Source organism: Hyphomonas sp. NPDC076881, from assembly GCF_050269995.1.
Classification (GTDB): Bacteria; Pseudomonadota; Alphaproteobacteria; order Caulobacterales; family Hyphomonadaceae; genus Hyphomonas.
Map to the genome: position 1 here is coordinate 207357 of NZ_JBNNJJ010000001.1, position 16332 is coordinate 223688.

Genomic DNA, 16332 nt, shown 5'->3' on the forward strand with positions numbered 1-16332 from the left:
GCCGACATTCCCTCCGCCATTTTTATGAGCCTTTCTATCAGAATGCATACTTTGTCGAGAAGGTGAAACGGCTAATCGACCCATCTGCGCCGCTCTCTTCCTCGCGGATACCGTGCATGGCTTCAACCCCGAGAGTGACTTTTGGCGCCACATCCCAGAGGACCGCCGCGTACGCCGACTGGACTGAGGCGGTTGTTGCTGCGGGCACATAGGACGGGCTGTCAAGGAACAGGCCGGAATAGCCGATATTGAGGCGGGCGGTCTCGCCAAACGGGTGGCGCCAGGCGATCAGGCCGCCAAAGGCCGGGATGGCTTCCAGCTCGCCAGCGGGGCTGAGAACAGCCTCCCGCCCGGCAGCAAGGCCCACATAGCGCCCGACGCCTTCGCCGCCGACCAGGTTGAAGCGGATGTCATCCCGCGCGCCCACCTTCAGGAGACCCGAAACGGAGAGGCCATAGCCGAAGGCTTCTTCCGTAATGCCAGCCTCATCCACGCGCAGTTGCCGCGCCAGGCCGGCCAGAGACACGTTGCCGTAATCCCCTTTCCAATTGTAGCGCACCACGGCATCCGGCAGCGTATTGGCGTCCTGGTTGCCTGACGTGATTGTCGGCGTGTTGGGGTTTTCGATGGCGACCTGCCAGTTGCCATGAGTGTAGCGGATCTGCGGCTGGCGCACGAATATCATGCCATCCGAGAGGATGAGAAAGCTCGCGCTTTCGGGAATGGCGGAGGTGTTCTGGAAGGTGGACCATTCCTGCCCGGCCAGCCAGTTGCCATAGGTGACGAAGGCCCGGCGCAGGCGCGGCGAATAGGAGTTTGTCACCAGCTCATTGCCCTGCGCGGAGCCCAGGAAATCCAATTCCAGATAGCCGGTGACACTGCCCTCCCCCGCAGGCTGGGAGGCGCTGATGAAAAAGCGCGTGGATTCGGCGGTGAAGTCGGTGAAGGTCGTGCTCTCGCCGCCAATGGGGGTTGAGCCGGGAATATAGAAATCCCGGGCGATGCTGTTGGAGGCAATCGCGCCGCCGTCGAGATGGGTCACATGCGCATCCAGATCGATAATGCCGCCGATCTTCACGGTCGCGTCGCCCACCCGGAAGCCATCAGCCTGGGGCGGCGGCGCGGCCGGCGCAGACGTTGCCGCTATCTGGGTTTCTATACGGACGATATCGGCGTCACCCTTCGCGCGTTCCGAAGCCAGTTCAGCCTTAAGTTCGGCGACCATTTCTTCCAGCGCGGCCAGACGGTCTTCCAGCGGGGATTGGGCGTGCGCCGCTCCCGACAACGCCAAACCCGCCGCTGACAGGAAGAGCAGTTTCTTCAAGCAATTCATGGCGTTTCCTCCGGGAATTTCTTTTGTGTTTGAGGCAACTATCGTCAGCCGGAGGCAGGCGCGCTATTAGCAATAGGTGCTAAGACCAAAGTTCTACGACCAAGGTAGAAGCCGGGACTCGACTTGCGCCCTGCATTGCGTCAGGTTTGGCCTCGTGCCGCGCAGGTAGAAAATTGCAAAGCCGATCACGCGCACAGGGAGGACAGGATGAGCGAGGGACCAAGGGTCCTCATCGTGGACGATCATCCCCTGTTCAGGGACGCACTGGCGGTTGCCCTGCGCGGGGCCTACCCGTCGGACGCGGCGGCGATGTTTGCCGGCTCCCTCGCAGACGCCATGAGCCAGCTCGATGCCGGCGCCTGCGATCTTGTGCTGCTGGACCTCAACCTTGGCGACACACATGATTTTGAAGGGCTGACGCGCATCAAGACGAAGCATCCCTCCCTGCCGGTCGTGGTTGTCTCCGCAACCGAAGCGCCGCAGGCCTTCCAGACAGCGCGCACGCTCGGCGCGGCCGGATATCTGCCCAAAAGCCTGTCGCTGGAAGATCTGTCTGCAGCGCTGGCGACAACGCTGGATGGCGGCGAATGGTTTCCCGAAATGCCGGGCGCCGCGCTCGCCGACGCTTCAGCCGCCAACCGCATGGCGAGCCTGACGCCCGCGCAGCGCCGGGTGCTCTCAGGCCTTGCCGAGGGCCTGCTCAACAAACAGATCGCCCATGAAATGGGCATCTCGGTGGCCACTGTGAAAGCCCACATGACGGCAATCTTCCGCAAGCTGGGTGTTCTCAACCGCACGCAGGCCCTGCTGATCTATCAGGAAGCCGTCTCGGCAGGTGATCACTTGGCCCCCTGAAACTGCAGACGCCGGGCGCACTCTCCCAGGAAGCGCCTGAGGTTGGCCGGGCTTGCAGGCTTGCGCATCAGCGTGATGCCAGCCGCCGTGGCCAGGTCGGCCAGAGCGTCCTCCGCTGCGGCCGTGATGAGGAGCGTGTTGCGCGGCTCCGAAAGGGACGCCTGCGCGGCTGAAATCACATCAAAGCCGGTGAGATCGGCGCGCAGATCATAATCGGCAATCATCACATCTGGCGGGGCGCTGGCGAAAAGCGACAAGGCCTCCCCAGGCGTCCGGCAGACACGAATGTGGCAGCCCCAGCCCTCCAGCAACAGGCGCATGGCTTCGGTGATCGAGGTCTCGTCATCGACGAACAGGACATTGAGCCCGGCTATCTTCTTCTCCGGCTCGGGGGCGGCGTCGGCAAGGCGGGCCCGTTTGACCGGCGCAAGCTGCGCAGCCGGAACCGAAACCCAGAACACGCTGCCTTTTCCCACCCAACTGCGCACCCCGATACCGCACTTCATGATGGCTGCCAGCCGGCGGGCGATCGCCAGGCCGAGCCCGGCGCCGCGCTTGCCGGTATTGTCCACATCCGAAAACCGGCGGAACTCTTCAAACACATGTGGCAGCAGGTCTTCTGCGATGCCCGGGCCAGTATCCCAGACCTCGATCTGCACCCTGTCGCCCCGGCGGCGGGCGCCAACCAGCACAGCCCCCGAACGGGTGTAGCGACGAGCATTGGAAATAAAGTTCCGCAGGATGCTTTTCAGAAAGTCCGGATCTGCCTCCACCGCGAGGCGCGTGGGAACGAGACGTATCTTGATGCCGACTTCCTCTGCCATCGGAAGGTTTTCATCGACAAGATCTTCCAGCAGCGGCCCAACGGGCAGGACGACCGGGACAGGCTCCACCATCGCATGGTCAAGACGGGAGACATCGAGAAGCCCCCGCAACAGCTCATCAGCCGACTGGATGGCGCGGTCCGCCTTATCGATCACCTCCGGCATGCTGCGCCCCGCATTCGCCGCGCCGAGCAACAGCCGCGCCGCATTCAGGGGCTGGAGCAGATCATGACTCGCCGCCGCCAGAAACCGTGTCTTGGACGCATTAGCACCTTCTGCCGCCTGCCGCGCAGCGAGCAGGTCTGCCGTGAGACGTTCGAGATCGTGTGTCCGCTCACGCACCCGCTCTTCGAGGGTTTCGTTCGCCTCGATCAGGGCGCGCTCGCGCAGCTTGTCTGCCGTTATGTCGGTGAAGGTGGTGACATAGCCCCCGCCGGGCATCGGCGCACCGGTAATGCGCAGCCAGCGGCCGTCCGGGATCTGGCGCTCGCGCGTGTGCGGCCCGCCCGCTTTCATGTGATGGATGCGGCGGCCGATCTCCTGCTCGGCATTGCCGCCGATCCATCCCCCGGCAATGTTGTGCGCAATCAGTTTTTCAACCGGCGTGCCGACCCGGCAAAGTTCAGGCGGATATTGGAACAGATCCACATAGGCTGAGTTCCACGCGACGAGTTTCTGGTCCGCGTCTACCACGCTGATGCCCTGCGCGATATTTTCGAGCATCGACTGCAACATATGCCGTTCGAAGCGCTCTGCCTGCGTGCGGGAATCGAGCATGGACAGCACGTCCGGCAAGGCAATATTCTTCCCGCCGAGGGCTGATGCCAGCACGATGCGCGCCGATGAAGCGCCAAGCGCGCTGGCCAGAAGACGCTCCGTTCGCTGAACAAGCCGCCAGTCGGCCGGCTCGTCCCCCGTTGCCACAATCCCTGTCGCGCGGGCAAACTCTTCAAATGCATGATCGACGGCTTCGGCGGACAGAAACCGTGCGGCCAGCGTCTTGAGGCCATTGGGGGAGGCGCCGCGCAGGGCCGTGGCATACCCTTCCTCATTCTGGCCGCCCTCACTGGCGCCGACAAAGGCGGCTGCCTGTACCCGGTCCCGCAGGCGCTCCCGCGTCTGAAGCGAGACGAGGATCATCAGGGCAAGGTTGAGACCAATGCTCCAGACCGCACCATGAGTGAGCGGATCGCCAAAGCTGAGCCCGAAGAGCGCGTGCGGGTTGAGCCAGCCGGGCATCTGTGAACTGACGGCATCCCAGCCGAGAATCGAGGGCAGGAACAACGTGTAAAGCCAGATCACCATGCCAGCGATCATCCCGGCCAGGACGCCCGCACGCCGCGCCCCGCGCCAGTAAACCGCCGCAACGATTGCCGGGGCAAACTGCGCCGCCGCCACAAAGGCCAGCAGGCCAATCTGCGCGAGCGCGTCCCCCGGCCCGGCCACGAGATAATAGCAGTACGCCAGCAGGAGCAGCATCACGATGACGATGCGGCGTGTGGCGACAAGGCGCGCGCCGGCATTGGCGCTGAAGCTCGACAGGCTGCCCGAGCGCATCAGAGCAGGCACGATGAGATCATTCGTCACCATGTTCGAGAGTGCAATGGTGGACACAATCACCATGCCTGTGGCCGCCGAAAAACCACCGAGGAACACCAGGGTGGCGAGCAGGCCATTGCCCCGCGCGAGCGGCAACTGCAGCACGAACAAGTCTGCCGGATAGGCGCCGGCAAACAGGCCAAGCCCTGCCAGCGTGATCGGCACAACGACGATAGAGGTGATGAAGAGATAGAGCGGGAAGAGCCAGCGGGCGAGCGTCATCTCTCCCTCATTGCGCCGCTCGACCATGGCAACGTGGAATTCATGCGGCAGACAGACAATTGCCGCTATGGACAGAAAGATGATCGCGATAAAGCGGCCAGAAGGCGCCTCCAGCGGGAAAACGCTGGCCAGGGGCGGTGCGTCCGGTATGCCGCCCGAACTGAGCAGGAACAGCGACAGCACAGCCACTCCGGCTAGCGCGCCCAGCTTCACCAGCGCCTCGATGGCAAGGACACGCATCAACCCCGTATTGGACCGGGTGGCATCGGGAAAGCGCGTACCGTAGAGAACCGAAAAGGCCGCAAGCGCAAGCGCGGTGACGAGCACCGTCTCATCCCCCGGCGCAAAGCCCGGCCCGGCCGCCCCGGCAAAGGCTTCGAAACTCATGCCGATAGATTTCAATTGAAGCGCAATATAGGGCAGCCCGCCCATGACCGCCGCCAGGGTCGCGAAGGCGCCCACCGCCCGGCTCTTGCCATAGCGGGCTGAAAGAAAATCCGACAGGGATGACACGCTCTCGCGTTTGACGACCTCGCCAACGCGCCGCAGGAGGCCGGGCATCAGCAGAAAGACGAGGGCCGGGCCAAGATAGATCGGCAGATAGTCCCACCCGCTTTCCGCTGCCGTGCCGACCGCGCCGAAATAGGTCCAGGATGTACAGTAGACCGCCAGCGCCAGGGGAAAGATGAAACGGTTTGGCCGGAAGCCTGGGCGCTCTTCATCCCGGTCGCCACGCGCCGCGATGGCAAACAGACCGGCCATATAGAGGACCGTTGCAAGCAGGATCAGCCAGGCGGGCATTTCAGATCAGGAACCTCCCTTCGGGAGCTTTGCTCGGACAGAGACCTCTGCGCAAGGCGCCTGGCTGACAACGGGAACGGGCGGCCTCGTAACGGAGGCCGCCCTTCACCGGACAGACGCAGGAGGGATACGCCTATTCGGCCGGAGACATCCCTGCATCGGCGATGCCATGGGGCCTGCGCTGACCCGGCACACGGATATCTTCGACAAGATCCTGAATATCCTGCGGCGGAGCTTTGGTCGCGAGCGACACGACAACCCCCACAATGATCGACAGGATCATGACCACGAAGCCGATACCTTCCGGCGACACACCCAGGAACCATTCATCGGGACCAGCATCCTTGCCTGCGCCCAGCTTGAAGTGCCAGATGTAGATGAAGGTCGGGACAAGGCCGGTGAGCATTGAAGCGATGGCCCCTTCCCGGTTCATCCGTTTCCAGAAGATGCCGAGCAGGATCACCGGGAACAGCGATGCCGCCGCCAGACCGAAGGCAAACGCCACGACCTGGGCCACGAAGGCTAGCTGGGACGAATAGATGCCCATGAAGCCGGCCGCCATCACGGCGCCTGCCGCAGCCAGCCGCGCCACCCGGAGTTCGCTCTTATCCGACATGCCCTTGAAAAAGGTGCGCCGGCAAAGATCGTGGCTGACGGCGGATGAGATCACCATCAGGAGACCGGCCGCTGTTGACAGGGCCGCCGCAAGTCCGCCCGCCACCATCAGGCCCACCACCCAATCGGGCAGCTGCGCGATCTCAGGGCTCGCGAGGACGGCGATGTCGTTGTTGATGGTGACTTCATTGGCCAGACCATCCGGCGCGTTGGGCCCGCGGATCTGCATGATACCGTCGCCATTCTTGTCTTCAAATCCGACAAGCTTGGTGACCTCCCAGCGGGTGAACCAGGCGGGGGACGGCGTGACGCCCTGGGCTTCAAGAGCGGCCGCCTGAGCCGCATAATCCTCACCGGGCGCAACATAGGTGGTTTCGTTCACCGTATTGATGACATTGAGGCGCGAGAAGGCGCCGACCGCCGGGGCCACCGTATACAGCAGCGCGATGAAGACCAGCGCCCAGCCGGCCGACAGGCGTGCATCGCTGGGCCGCGGGACGGTGAAGAAGCGGATGATGACGTGCGGCAGGCCGGCTGTGCCAAACATCAGCGCGGCGGTGATGCAGAACACATCAAACACAGTCTTGTTGGTGGTGGTGTATTCAGAGAAACCGAGGCTGGTGAGGGTGTCACTCAGCTTCTGGATCATCGAGACATCCTCACCCTTCACATTGGAGATGAATCCAAGCTGGGGGATCGGATTACCGGTGAGCATCAGCGAGATGAAGATCGCCGGAACCGTGTAGGCGAAGATCAGCACGACATATTGAGCGACCTGCGTGTAGGTGACGCCCTTCATGCCGCCGAGCACGGCATAGATGAAAACGATCCCCATACCGATGAAAATGCCGGTGTTGAAATCAACGCCCAGGAAACGCGAGAAGGCGATACCGACGCCCGACATTTGCCCGGCAATATAGGTGAAGGAGACAAACAGCGCGCAGATGACGGCCACGAGGCGCGCGGTGTCGCTGTAATACCGGTCGCCGACAAAATCGGGCACGGTGAACTTTCCGAACTCGCGCAGGAAAGGGGCGAGGAGCAACGCCAGCAGCACATAGCCGCCGGTCCAGCCCATCAAGTAAACCGAACCGCCATAGCCGAGGACGGCGATCAGCCCCGCCATGGAGAGGAACGAGGCGGCGCTCATCCAGTCTGCGGCGGTGGCCATGCCGTTGATGACGGGGTGAACCCCGTGGCCGGCTACGTAAAAGTCGTTGGTCGAGCCCGCCCGCGCCCAGACGGCGATGCCGATATAGGTCGCAAAGGTTGCGCCGACCCAGAAGAGTGTCCAGTCCATATCAGCCCCCTCAGCCTTCGATCCGGAATTTCCGCTCGATGCGGTTCATGGCGAAGCAGTAGTAGAAGATCAGCGCCACGAAGACGTAGATCGAGCCGTTCTGGGCAAACCAGAAGCCGAGCGGCGCGCCGCCGAGCTTCACCGCGTCCAGAACCTCGCGGAACAGGATGCCTGCGCCGAAAGAGACCAGGAACCATACCGCCAGGAGCGTCAGCGTCAGCCGGATGACCTCCTTCCAATAGGCTTTCCCGTCGATTTCGGGCGTAGTTTCAGACTGGTTTTCTGACATGTCGCATTCCTCCCTGGCCATGTGCCTCATGCGGTATTCCGCTGGTTACACGCTGCGCCAGGCGGAGCGGCGCGTACAGGTGGACCTTGGTCTAACGCCGTAGGGGAAAGCCTGAAGGCTGTTGCCATCGCCGCGGGTTCGGCGTGAAATCGGAAAAGAGGGCAAAGACGGCCCCGCCAACCGGGGAGGACTTCGATTTGACCCACAAGACCACGCAGCTTCCGCCCCTGCCCGCCCAGCCGCCCGGCACACCCTGGCCGACGGAAGACTGGCCCCAAGCCCCGCTGGACCCAGGCGTTGCCGAAAAACTCCAGCCCCTTCTCGACATGGCCTTCAGCGATCCCGCGCCTGCGGCGATGGGCGAAACCCATGCCTTCCTCGCCGTGCAGGGTGGGCAGATCCTGGCTGAGCGCTACTGGACTGGCTTTAACCGGGAGAGCACGCATCATTCCTGGTCGCAGGCCAAGAGTATCACGCAAGCGCTGGTGGGTATTCTGGTGCGCGACGGGAAGATCGACATCCACGCCCCCACTAACGTACCCGAATGGCAGCAGGCGGATGACCCGCGCCGCGCGATCACGCTGGACCAGCTCCTGCGCATGTCTAGTGGGGTGAAGTTTGCCGAGGACTATGTGGATGCGGGTGTTTCCGATGTCATCGAGATGCTGTTTGGCGCGGGCAAGGAGGATGTGGCGGGGTATGCTGCCAGGTCTCCGCTGATCCACCCGCCGGGAACGGCGTGGAGTTATTCCAGCGGCACGAGCAATCTAGTGGCCCGCGCCGCCGCGCTGGCTTATGGGGCTTCCGGAGAGGCGTTTCGGGACTTCATGTTCCGCGAACTCTTCGGGCCAACCGGCATGACCTCTGCCAGCCCGAAATTCGACAAGGCCGGTACCTTCATCGGCTCGTCCTTCTGCTACTGCACGGCGCGGGACTTTGCCCGCTTTGGGCTGCTTTACCTGCGCGATGGCGTCTGGGACGGGCGGCGCATCCTGCCTAAAGGCTGGGTGGACTATGCGCGCACGCCGACGCCTGTGCCGGAGACAGAGCGGCTGGGCTATGGCGCGCATTGGTGGCTGGGCATGGCGGGGCCGGGCAGCTTTTCGGCCAATGGCTATGAGGGGCAATACACTGTTCTGGTGCCGGATCTGGACCTGATCCTCGTGCGCAATGGGAAAACGCCGATTGAGCAGAAGGAAGAGGTGATGGACTGGCTGGGAGCGGTGGCGGGGTGCTTCCGGCCTTGACTCCCCTCTCCCTCCGGGGAGAGGGGCTTTACCCCCCTGCCGCCTCCGCTTGCCAATCCGGCGCCCATCCCCTATACGCCCCCGTTCAGAAAGGGCGGCGCCAGGCCGTGCCTGTCAGGTTCCGACCTTACCTAAGGGAAGGCACGGTCCAGGGCGAAAGGAAAAAACATGTCCAAAACTCAGATCGTATTCAATGTCGAAGTGCGCGAGCGCGTTGGCACCGGCGGCGCCCGTGAAGCCCGCAACAACGGCCTCGTTCCCGGCGTCCTCTATGGCGGCGACATCGACCCGGTGGCTATCAGCCTCAAGAAAAACGAAGTGATCAAGGCGATCGAGACGGGACAATTCCTGAACTCCACCGCAACCCTGATCCACAAGGGCGAGCGCCAACTGGTGATCCCGCAGGGCATCCAGATGCACCCGGTTTCCGACCAGCCGATGCACGTCGACCTGCGCCGCGTGAAACTTGACCAGATCATCAAGGTCGAGGTTCCGGTTCACTTCAAGGGCCTCGAAGTTTCGCCGGGCCTCAAGAAGGGCGGCACGCTCAACGTCGTGCGCCACTCGGTCGAACTCAACGTTCCGGCTGGCAAGATCCCCGAAGCCCTGGAAGCCGACGTGTCGGCCCTGGAAATCGGCGACAACGTGAAAATCTCCTCCATCACCCTGCCGGAAGGCGCTGAGCCGACGATCACCGACCGCGACTTCACCATCGCGACCATCGCTGGGCGCGGCGGCAAGCAGGACACTGAAGAAGCTGCGCCGGCAGCAGATGCTGTGCCCGCCGCAAAGGCCGCTGCTCCGAAGAAAGACTGATCTCTTTCTGGACAATTCAGGGGCCGCCAGTCACAAGCTGGCGGCCTCTTTGATTCTGAGGCGACCTGTCAGGAGCGACCCGCCATGCTGATCCTCTCAGGCCAGGGAAATCCCGGCGCCAAATACGCCAAGAACCGGCACAATGCCGGTTTCATGGTGATCGACCGTATCCACGACGCCTATGGCTTTGGCCCGTGGCGCACGAAGTTCGACTCAGAGATTTCCGAGGGCACCATCGATGGCAAGAAGGTGCTGCTGATGAAGCCACAGACCTTCTACAATGAAACCGGGCGCGCAGCGTCGAAAGCGCTGACCTTCTACAAGCTGCAGCCTGAAGACGTGACCGTGTTCCATGACGAGATCGATCTGGCGCCGGGCCGCCTGCGCGTGAAGCGCGGCGGGGGGCATTCGGGCAATAACGGCGCGCGCTCGATGATGGCGCATATCGGCGAGAACTTTCGCCGTATACGGATTGGCGTGGGCCATCCGGGCGACAAGGCGATGGTGATGCCGCATGTGCTGTCGGATTTCCACAAGGTGGACCTGGAATGGTTCAATCCGATGACGGACGCCATCTGCAAGGCCCTGCCCTTCCTGCTGGCGGGCGATGATGAGCGTTTCCAGACTGAAGTGATGCGCCTGGCGCCTGCCCCCAAGCATGATCCCAAGCAGATCGCGAAGAAGGGCGAGGGTTAGTTTTCCCTGCTCTTTCAATTCTCGTCACTCTCGATGGCCGCAGGCCATCTGAGAGCCTATCTCCTGTCTTCTCCGCACGTACTCAAGGAAAAGTCAGGAGATGGGCACTCAGATGCGCTACGCGCATCGAGTGTGACGAAAGAAGCAGGAGCGTGTGGAGCTAGCGACCCTTGCGGCCGCCCTTGCGGAAATAATCCAGCGTGCCGCGTGTGATCACCTCATCATCCGGCGCGAGTTCATGCGCCTCATAGTCCGGCAGGCCCTTCACTTCGGCATAGACGCCGCCGAAATCTTTGTAGCAGGTTTCGAGCAAGGCTTCGAAACTGGGGATGACGAAATAGGTCTGCTGGAAATCATCGATGATGTATTTCGTCCGCATAAGGCGTTTCAGGTCAAACCCTATGCGGTTGGGGCTGGCGTCTTCCAGGGCAAAAACGGTTTCCTGCGGGCTGGAGAGGATGCCCGCGCCATAGATGCGCAGGCCATCTTCTTCCTGGATCAGACCGAACTCGACCGTATACCAGTAAAGCCGGGCGAGGTTGTGCAGCTGGCCGAGGCGCATGGCCCGCTGGCCGCCTTTGCCATAGGCTTCCATGAAATCTGCGAACACCGGATTTGCCAGCATCGGCACATGACCGAAGATATCGTGGAAAATGTCCGGCTCCTGAAGATAGTCGAACTCTTCCTCGGGGCGGATGAAGGCGCCTGCCGGAAAGCGGCGGTTGGCGAGATGGTCGAAGAAAATCTCGTCCGGCACTAGTTCGGCTACCGGCACGACGCGCCAGCCGGTCAGTACTTCCAGCTTGTCTGACAGCCGGCCCATATGCGGAATGCCCGAGGGGGAAAGTTCCAGCTGGTGCATCGCATCCAGCGCCGCCTGAGAGGCGCGGCCCTTGGTGATCTCTTTCTGGCGGCGGAAGAGACGGTCCCACCGGTCATGCTCGGCGGGCGAATAGGTCTCCCACGCCTGATCGATCGTGAAGTCAGCCGCGCGCGGAGCGCCGTGATAGCGATTCTTTGCAAAAGCAGTGTCCATGGACGCGAGTATACGCCTGAACGAAAATTAGTTCCAGATGTAACTAATTTCAGGCTGCTTCAGGGCGGGAATCGATGATTTCCGAGAGCGTGACGCCCAATTGCCCGTCAGACACGACCAGTTTGCCCCGCGCCACGAGGCGGCCGGAGACGTAGATATCCACAGGTTCGTTGGTGTGGCGCTCCAGAGCGACGATTTCACCAGGCGAGAGGGCCAGCAGCTCCTCCATCGGAATGCGCGCCTCTCCGAGCACGACATCCACGCGGACGGGCACATCCAGAAGCATCTTCTCAAGCGCGGGATTCTTCGGATCGGTCATTGCCCCATCCTTCGCCCGGCTTTGGGGGCATTGTCCAGCGTTTCGCTGAGGTCTCTTGTGAGGCCGAACAGGTCGCCCTGCCCGTCGAGGAGTCTTTGGGCAAGATTGGTGACCGTGCCGCGCAGATGCGCGCTGGTGACCTCATCAAAGGCGGCAGAATCCAGTAGCTGCATCACCTTCAGCAGGTCTGACAGGACCTCGCGCATTGTGGCGGTAACCCGGTCCAGCCGGTCGAGCGTTTCCTGCGCCTCCTGGCGGGAGATTTCGGCCAGCGTATCGGCGCGCACCCTGGCAATCAGCGCCACGACATCCTCTGCTGACAGGCGCACTTCGCCGGCATCCGCGGGCGGCGCGGTGAAATCACTGCGGAAATCGAAAGGGGACAGGAGGCGTGCGGCGTCTGGCATCAGTCGACAAGCTCGTCCTCGATCACGGCTTTGGCGCCGCTGCCACGAATATCGCCGCGCTGGATCAGCTGGCGGGCAAGCGTGACAATCTCATGCCGCGCCGCGTCGATCTCGCTGCGGCGGAGGGGGCCGAGGCTGGCAATCTCTTCACGCAGCAATTCGCCCGCGCGCTGGGTCATGTTGGCGAAGAAAGCAGCGGCTGTGGCCTCGCGCGCGCCTTTCAGTGCCACGATCAGCGCGCCCCGGTCTGCGGCCGACAGCAGCGTCTGCATGCCGCCGGCATCGAGCGCGGCAAGATCATCAAAGGTAAACATCAGGGCACGGACTTTCTTCCCCGCGCCCGGCTCAGCGCTTTCCAGCGCAGCGAGGAAAACGGACTCAGCCCGCGTATCCATCTGATCGAAGATGCGGGCGACGCGCTCATGCCCGCCGCGCGTGCCTTCACAGGCGAGCGTTGGCAGGCGGCGGGTGAGATAGTCTTCCAGGCTTTTTACGGCGGCGGGGCTGGGCGCGCCGAGATGCAGCAGGCGCTGCATGGTCTCCACCGCCAGCGAAGGCGGCAGAGCCCGCAGGATGCGCGCCGATGTCTCGCTGGAAAGGCGCGACAGGATCAGGGCAACATTTGCCGCCCGCTCTGGCCGCACCAGAGCCACCAGCGTATCGAGAGGGAGCGCGGAGAGTGCCGACCAGACATCCTTGTGCCGGCGCAGGCTGCTTGCGGGAAACTGTTCCGCCTGGCCGAAGCGGCGGGTGGCGTCTGCGAACAGGCGGGCCGCATCGGCCTCGGCGGCCGGGTCATCGGCAAGGCTGTCCATGGCGGCGGTCAGCGCGCGTGTCTCGGCGGGGGATAGCTCGCCCCAGATGCCGGCGGCTTCCGGCCCAAGGGCACGCATCAGGCGCGCGGCGCGGAGGGTTCCGGTGTCGATATCGCGGGAGAGCGCGGCCGGCAGCATCAGGAGGCTTCCTCCCGGTCGTTCATCCAGCCACGCAGCACCGCCGCCGCCCGCGCGGGATCACGGCGGGCGAGGTCGCTCGCCTCCGGAACCGGAACAGCCGTCAGCGGTTTGAGGGGGCGAAGCGGCTCTGCGCGCAGATCGGCTGCGCCGCGCTCAGGTTCGCGGGCCTGCGCGGCGGCGAGGGGCGCGGCCGCCCGGTAGAGGGTCGCCAGCGCGATACCCGCAGAGATCAGGGAAATGAGACCGAGCGCGCCAAGCTCCAGCCAGGCAGCAGTGTCCGGCCGTCCGGGCAGGCCGGGCGCGAACGCGGCCTGTTCGAGGATCAGCTTGTCGCCGCGCTTGAAGTCCAGCCCTGCTGCTTCGGGCAGGATGCGCTGCAGATCGCCGGCAAGGGGGGCGGCAGGCGCGTCCAGCAGCACGAAGACGGTCCGGCCACCCTCGGCGTTGAAAGCTATGGAAATCCGGGAATTGCCCGGGCCCACAAGGGGGTCAACCAGGGCGGTGAGAGAGGCTTCGGCCGGGCTGCGCGCTTCTGCAGGGGCGCCTGTCAGCAGGTTGGAGGCCCGCCAGACACACAGGCAGAGCGCCAGAAACAGGGCCGCAAGCGCGGCAAGCCGGACGAAACGCCCTGCTTCCAACCCGCTGCCTGCCTGCCTGAACGCCATCAGCCCCTCCAAACGGCCATAGACGCATGGCACATCCGGAGAGGCTAGAATCCTGGCCCTAAGGCCGGGTTAACGTGGCTAATACCGGATTAACGCCGGTATTGCTGAAGACGAGTGGTGCGCAGCCCCTTGGACCCGTGACGGGCGTAAAGGCGTTCCCACGCTTCATATTCCTCATCGGTGAGGTTGTAGCGTTCGCAGGCAGCTTCCCGCGTGAGCAGGCCACCGGTGACGGCAGCGACGACCTCAGCCTTGCGGCGGGTCACCCAGCGGGAAATGTTCGGCGAAGGCAGATCGGCCAGAGTCATCTTCTGGCCGTCCGGCCCCTTAACGCTGATGGGGCGAGCGTTCTGCATGTCCATGTGCATTACCTATTCCTGGCGATGGCACGACTCCCGGCTTCTCCGGGGGTCCGTAGGATGCACCATACACACACGGCCTTAAGCCCTGCCCTAACCTCGAAAGTCAGTTTGGCAGGCTCTGTTAGGACAGTGTTTGGAAAGCTGTTTCAGCGCGGGACGAAGGCGGGATTCCTGCCTTTTTGCTGCCCTGAAGATGACATCCCGGAAAGAAAAACCGCCCCGTGAAGGGGCGGTGTTAACGGCGGAGATCAGGAAATGAACGCTTCGGCTCAAACCAGCGTTCGCAGCAGCTCCAGCGAGTTGTTATCGCGCACCTGGGCGCAGTGGCGGCGCAGCATGGTGAGGAACATCTCATCGCCCCGCTCGGTCTGCTTCACCAGCATCGCCGCCGCGAAGGCAACCGAAATGCCGTAGAAGGCAAACCAGCGATAATGCTGATGCAGATCTTCAAAGCTGTAATTGGTGACGCCCTCGGCCTTGAGGCAGTCATGATAATAGCGCAGCAGCTCCATCTCATGTTTCGGGCGATCTTCGCGCGTCAGGCCCGCGCCGATGAAATAGGCCACATCGTTGGCGGGCGCGCCCTTGCCGGCTGTCTGCCAATCGACCACGGCCAGCGGCTTGGTGGCGCCGGGCGGACCGAACAGCATGTTGTCCAGCCGGAAGTCGGAATGCGTCAGCGCGAAGGGGCCGGTATAGACATCGCCCCATTTGGTGAGGCTGCCGGCATAGGCGTCGCCGATCTCGATGATGTCTTCGTTGATATGGGCGGCGTAACGCTGCTTGAAACCGCCCCAGAGCGCGGCAACCTGTTCCGGCCCAAGGCCCGGCGGCGGCGCCTTGGCGGAGCCCTGAAGCCAGTCATAATCGTCCAGCGTGGGATCTTCCCAATGGGCCGCATGCAGCACGGCAGCCGCAGACAGGGCAAGCTTCGCCTCCACCGGATGACAGCCCTTCAGCTGATCGCCCTGCACGGAGGGAGACATGTCTTCCATGATCAGGGCAAAGCGGTTGGTTGCCTCGTCATAATCCGTATACAGCGCGTTTGGCGTGATGCGCCCGGCAACCTTCGGGAAGGTGCGGTAGAAGAACACTTCGCGTTTGTAGTGATTGAGAACCTTTGCCGTGGCGAGGCTCGCTTCGCTGGCCGAGGGAAACTTACCTACGAGCGTCTTGGGCGCGCCGGGCCCGGCTTTGGCGTATTCGAAGACGAAGCGCACATTCTCGCCGATCTGGCCTGTACCGATCGATTTGGAAGTCAGCGACTTCACTTCGGCATCAATGCCGATCTCCGCAAACAGCGTGTTGAACCATTCGGGCCCAAGCTCCAGCGGATTCGTGTCCAGTCCGGGACGGCTCATTCTTCCCCCTTGTCAGGTTTTTCTGTTGTTTCTGTAGTCTCTGATTTTCCGGTGAACCGGCGCAGCTGGCCGAGACGGCCTTCAGCATGGCGCAGGCCCTTGTCCAGCGCGGCCATGGTGAGGGCAAAGTCTGCACTTTTCTCCCGCCGCCAGGCGCGTTCGGTGCTGGCGATCACGAAGGCGATCACGATACGCTTCAGGCTGGCCGGCGCGCCACTGTCATCGTCAAGGCCTGCTGACGCCAGCGCCCAGGCCGCGCTGGCATGGCGATGCCCCGGCAGGCGCACGACATGGCTGAGCGATGCCTCGCGGAATTTCATCAGCTCACGGAGGCCGGGCCGGTAGGGCTCCATCGCCTCGAAGCGTTTCATGATCACGTCAAAAAGACGCTCCCGGCCGGATACATCCTCCGGCACCCCATCGGCAGACATGGCCCGGTCAAAATAGCCGTCCAGCGCCTCGACGATTTCCTCGCGCCCGCCAGCGCCGTGGAAATCCTGCAGCGTGAGACCAGCCTTCGCGGCGATCTCTGCCAGCGTGATCTGTGACCACGGTTTCTCTGCAGCCAGCTCCAGAGCGGCCAGCAGTCCGGTCTCGATGACTGAATGGGCGGCGGGCACCGGAACTCC

The 16332-nt window shown here is 63.1% G+C and carries 16 protein-coding genes; 4 read left to right on the forward strand and 12 right to left on the reverse strand.

The features are described from left to right. Positions 1–37: 37 nt before the first annotated feature. Positions 38–1324 carry a DcaP family trimeric outer membrane transporter gene (locus tag ACQKI2_RS00950; protein WP_427377867.1) on the reverse strand — a complete coding sequence of 429 codons (1287 nt, stop codon included), beginning with the start codon at positions 1322–1324 and terminating at the stop codon, positions 38–40. 216 nt (positions 1325–1540) lie between these two features. Here ACQKI2_RS00950 and ACQKI2_RS00955 point away from each other — a divergent pair, with 216 nt between their 5' ends. Then, entirely contained in the window at positions 1541–2188 is a 648-nt protein-coding gene (locus ACQKI2_RS00955; protein ID WP_427377868.1) for a response regulator, read from the forward strand. Here ACQKI2_RS00955 and ACQKI2_RS00960 read toward each other — a convergent pair. The 3 genes from ACQKI2_RS00960 to ACQKI2_RS00970 all read right to left on the reverse strand — a co-directional run bounded on the left by ACQKI2_RS00960 (position 2173) and on the right by ACQKI2_RS00970 (position 7838). Then, a complete protein-coding gene (locus ACQKI2_RS00960) occupies positions 2173–5634 on the reverse strand; it encodes a PAS domain-containing hybrid sensor histidine kinase/response regulator (protein WP_427377869.1) in 3462 nt (1153 codons plus the stop codon). The two genes, ACQKI2_RS00955 and ACQKI2_RS00960, sit on opposite strands and share 16 nt — an antisense overlap. 133 nt (positions 5635–5767) lie before the next feature. Next, the gene (locus tag ACQKI2_RS00965; protein WP_427377870.1) at positions 5768–7549 is read right to left on the reverse strand and encodes a sodium:solute symporter family protein; all 1782 of its coding nucleotides are present in this window, start codon (positions 7547–7549) and stop codon (positions 5768–5770) included. 10 nt (positions 7550–7559) lie between these two features. Then, positions 7560–7838 carry a DUF4212 domain-containing protein gene (locus tag ACQKI2_RS00970; RefSeq protein ID WP_427377871.1) on the reverse strand — a complete coding sequence of 93 codons (279 nt, stop codon included), beginning with the start codon at positions 7836–7838 and terminating at the stop codon, positions 7560–7562. Between the two features lie 197 nt (positions 7839–8035). On the opposite strand from ACQKI2_RS00970, the gene ACQKI2_RS00975 reads away from it, so the two are divergent. From ACQKI2_RS00975 to pth, 3 genes are all read left to right on the forward strand, one after another. After that, positions 8036–9085 (forward strand): serine hydrolase domain-containing protein, encoded by a 1050-nt coding sequence (locus ACQKI2_RS00975; RefSeq protein WP_427377872.1) that lies wholly within the window; start codon positions 8036–8038, stop codon positions 9083–9085. A 168-nt stretch (positions 9086–9253) separates the two neighbouring features. Beyond that, the gene (locus ACQKI2_RS00980; RefSeq protein WP_427377873.1) at positions 9254–9901 is read left to right on the forward strand and encodes a 50S ribosomal protein L25/general stress protein Ctc; all 648 of its coding nucleotides are present in this window, start codon (positions 9254–9256) and stop codon (positions 9899–9901) included. An 84-nt stretch (positions 9902–9985) separates the two neighbouring features. After that, on the forward strand, positions 9986–10597 hold the full coding sequence (gene pth / locus ACQKI2_RS00985) for an aminoacyl-tRNA hydrolase (RefSeq protein WP_427377874.1): 612 nt from the start codon (positions 9986–9988) through the stop codon (positions 10595–10597). A gap of 160 nt (positions 10598–10757) precedes the next feature. Here pth and phhA read toward each other — a convergent pair whose 3' ends face one another. The 8 genes from phhA to ACQKI2_RS01025 form a co-directional block, all read right to left on the reverse strand. Then, on the reverse strand, positions 10758–11633 hold the full coding sequence (gene phhA, locus ACQKI2_RS00990) for a phenylalanine 4-monooxygenase (protein WP_427377875.1): 876 nt from the start codon (positions 11631–11633) through the stop codon (positions 10758–10760). A 49-nt stretch (positions 11634–11682) separates the two neighbouring features. Then, on the reverse strand, positions 11683–11952 hold the full coding sequence (fliN, locus tag ACQKI2_RS00995; RefSeq protein ID WP_427377876.1) for a flagellar motor switch protein FliN: 270 nt from the start codon (positions 11950–11952) through the stop codon (positions 11683–11685). Further along, entirely contained in the window at positions 11949–12359 is a 411-nt protein-coding gene (locus tag ACQKI2_RS01000) for a hypothetical protein (protein WP_427377877.1), read from the reverse strand. Before ACQKI2_RS01000 ends, fliN begins: the two co-directional genes overlap by 4 nt. Continuing rightward, positions 12359–13312, reverse strand: a complete 954-nt coding sequence (locus ACQKI2_RS01005; RefSeq protein ID WP_427377878.1) for a FliG C-terminal domain-containing protein — start codon at positions 13310–13312, stop codon at positions 12359–12361. The genes ACQKI2_RS01000 and ACQKI2_RS01005 overlap by 1 nt, the downstream gene beginning before the upstream one ends. After that, entirely contained in the window at positions 13312–13980 is a 669-nt protein-coding gene (locus ACQKI2_RS01010) for a hypothetical protein (protein WP_427377879.1), read from the reverse strand. Before ACQKI2_RS01010 ends, ACQKI2_RS01005 begins: the two co-directional genes overlap by 1 nt. Positions 13981–14069: 89 nt before the next feature. Continuing rightward, complete coding sequence (locus tag ACQKI2_RS01015) at positions 14070–14342, reverse strand: DUF1153 domain-containing protein (protein ID WP_427378037.1); 273 nt, start codon at positions 14340–14342, stop codon at positions 14070–14072. A 269-nt stretch (positions 14343–14611) separates the two neighbouring features. Continuing rightward, positions 14612–15703 carry an oxidoreductase family protein gene (locus ACQKI2_RS01020; protein WP_427377880.1) on the reverse strand — a complete coding sequence of 364 codons (1092 nt, stop codon included), beginning with the start codon at positions 15701–15703 and terminating at the stop codon, positions 14612–14614. Beyond that, positions 15700–16323 carry a hypothetical protein gene (locus tag ACQKI2_RS01025; RefSeq protein WP_427377881.1) on the reverse strand — a complete coding sequence of 208 codons (624 nt, stop codon included), beginning with the start codon at positions 16321–16323 and terminating at the stop codon, positions 15700–15702. Before ACQKI2_RS01025 ends, ACQKI2_RS01020 begins: the two co-directional genes overlap by 4 nt. Between the last annotated feature and the right edge of the window lie 9 nt (positions 16324–16332).

What these genes read in the sequence shown, in the direction of transcription:
- ACQKI2_RS01000 (WP_427377877.1), bottom strand. Translation starts at nt 12,359, where the DNA reads ATGCCAGACGCCGCACGCCTCCTGTCCCCTTTCGATTTCCGCAGTGAT.
- ACQKI2_RS00960 (WP_427377869.1), bottom strand. Translation starts at nt 5,634, where the DNA reads ATGCCCGCCTGGCTGATCCTGCTTGCAACGGTCCTCTATATGGCCGGT.
- pth (WP_427377874.1), top strand. Translation starts at nt 9,986, where the DNA reads ATGCTGATCCTCTCAGGCCAGGGAAATCCCGGCGCCAAATACGCCAAG.
- ACQKI2_RS01020 (WP_427377880.1), bottom strand. Translation starts at nt 15,703, where the DNA reads ATGAGCCGTCCCGGACTGGACACGAATCCGCTGGAGCTTGGGCCCGAA.
- phhA (WP_427377875.1), bottom strand. Translation starts at nt 11,633, where the DNA reads ATGGACACTGCTTTTGCAAAGAATCGCTATCACGGCGCTCCGCGCGCG.
- ACQKI2_RS01015 (WP_427378037.1), bottom strand. Translation starts at nt 14,342, where the DNA reads ATGGACATGCAGAACGCTCGCCCCATCAGCGTTAAGGGGCCGGACGGC.
- ACQKI2_RS00970 (WP_427377871.1), bottom strand. Translation starts at nt 7,838, where the DNA reads ATGTCAGAAAACCAGTCTGAAACTACGCCCGAAATCGACGGGAAAGCC.
- fliN (WP_427377876.1), bottom strand. Translation starts at nt 11,952, where the DNA reads ATGACCGATCCGAAGAATCCCGCGCTTGAGAAGATGCTTCTGGATGTG.
- ACQKI2_RS01010 (WP_427377879.1), bottom strand. Translation starts at nt 13,980, where the DNA reads ATGGCGTTCAGGCAGGCAGGCAGCGGGTTGGAAGCAGGGCGTTTCGTC.
- ACQKI2_RS00965 (WP_427377870.1), bottom strand. Translation starts at nt 7,549, where the DNA reads ATGGACTGGACACTCTTCTGGGTCGGCGCAACCTTTGCGACCTATATC.
- ACQKI2_RS01005 (WP_427377878.1), bottom strand. Translation starts at nt 13,312, where the DNA reads ATGCTGCCGGCCGCGCTCTCCCGCGATATCGACACCGGAACCCTCCGC.
- ACQKI2_RS00955 (WP_427377868.1), top strand. Translation starts at nt 1,541, where the DNA reads ATGAGCGAGGGACCAAGGGTCCTCATCGTGGACGATCATCCCCTGTTC.
- ACQKI2_RS00980 (WP_427377873.1), top strand. Translation starts at nt 9,254, where the DNA reads ATGTCCAAAACTCAGATCGTATTCAATGTCGAAGTGCGCGAGCGCGTT.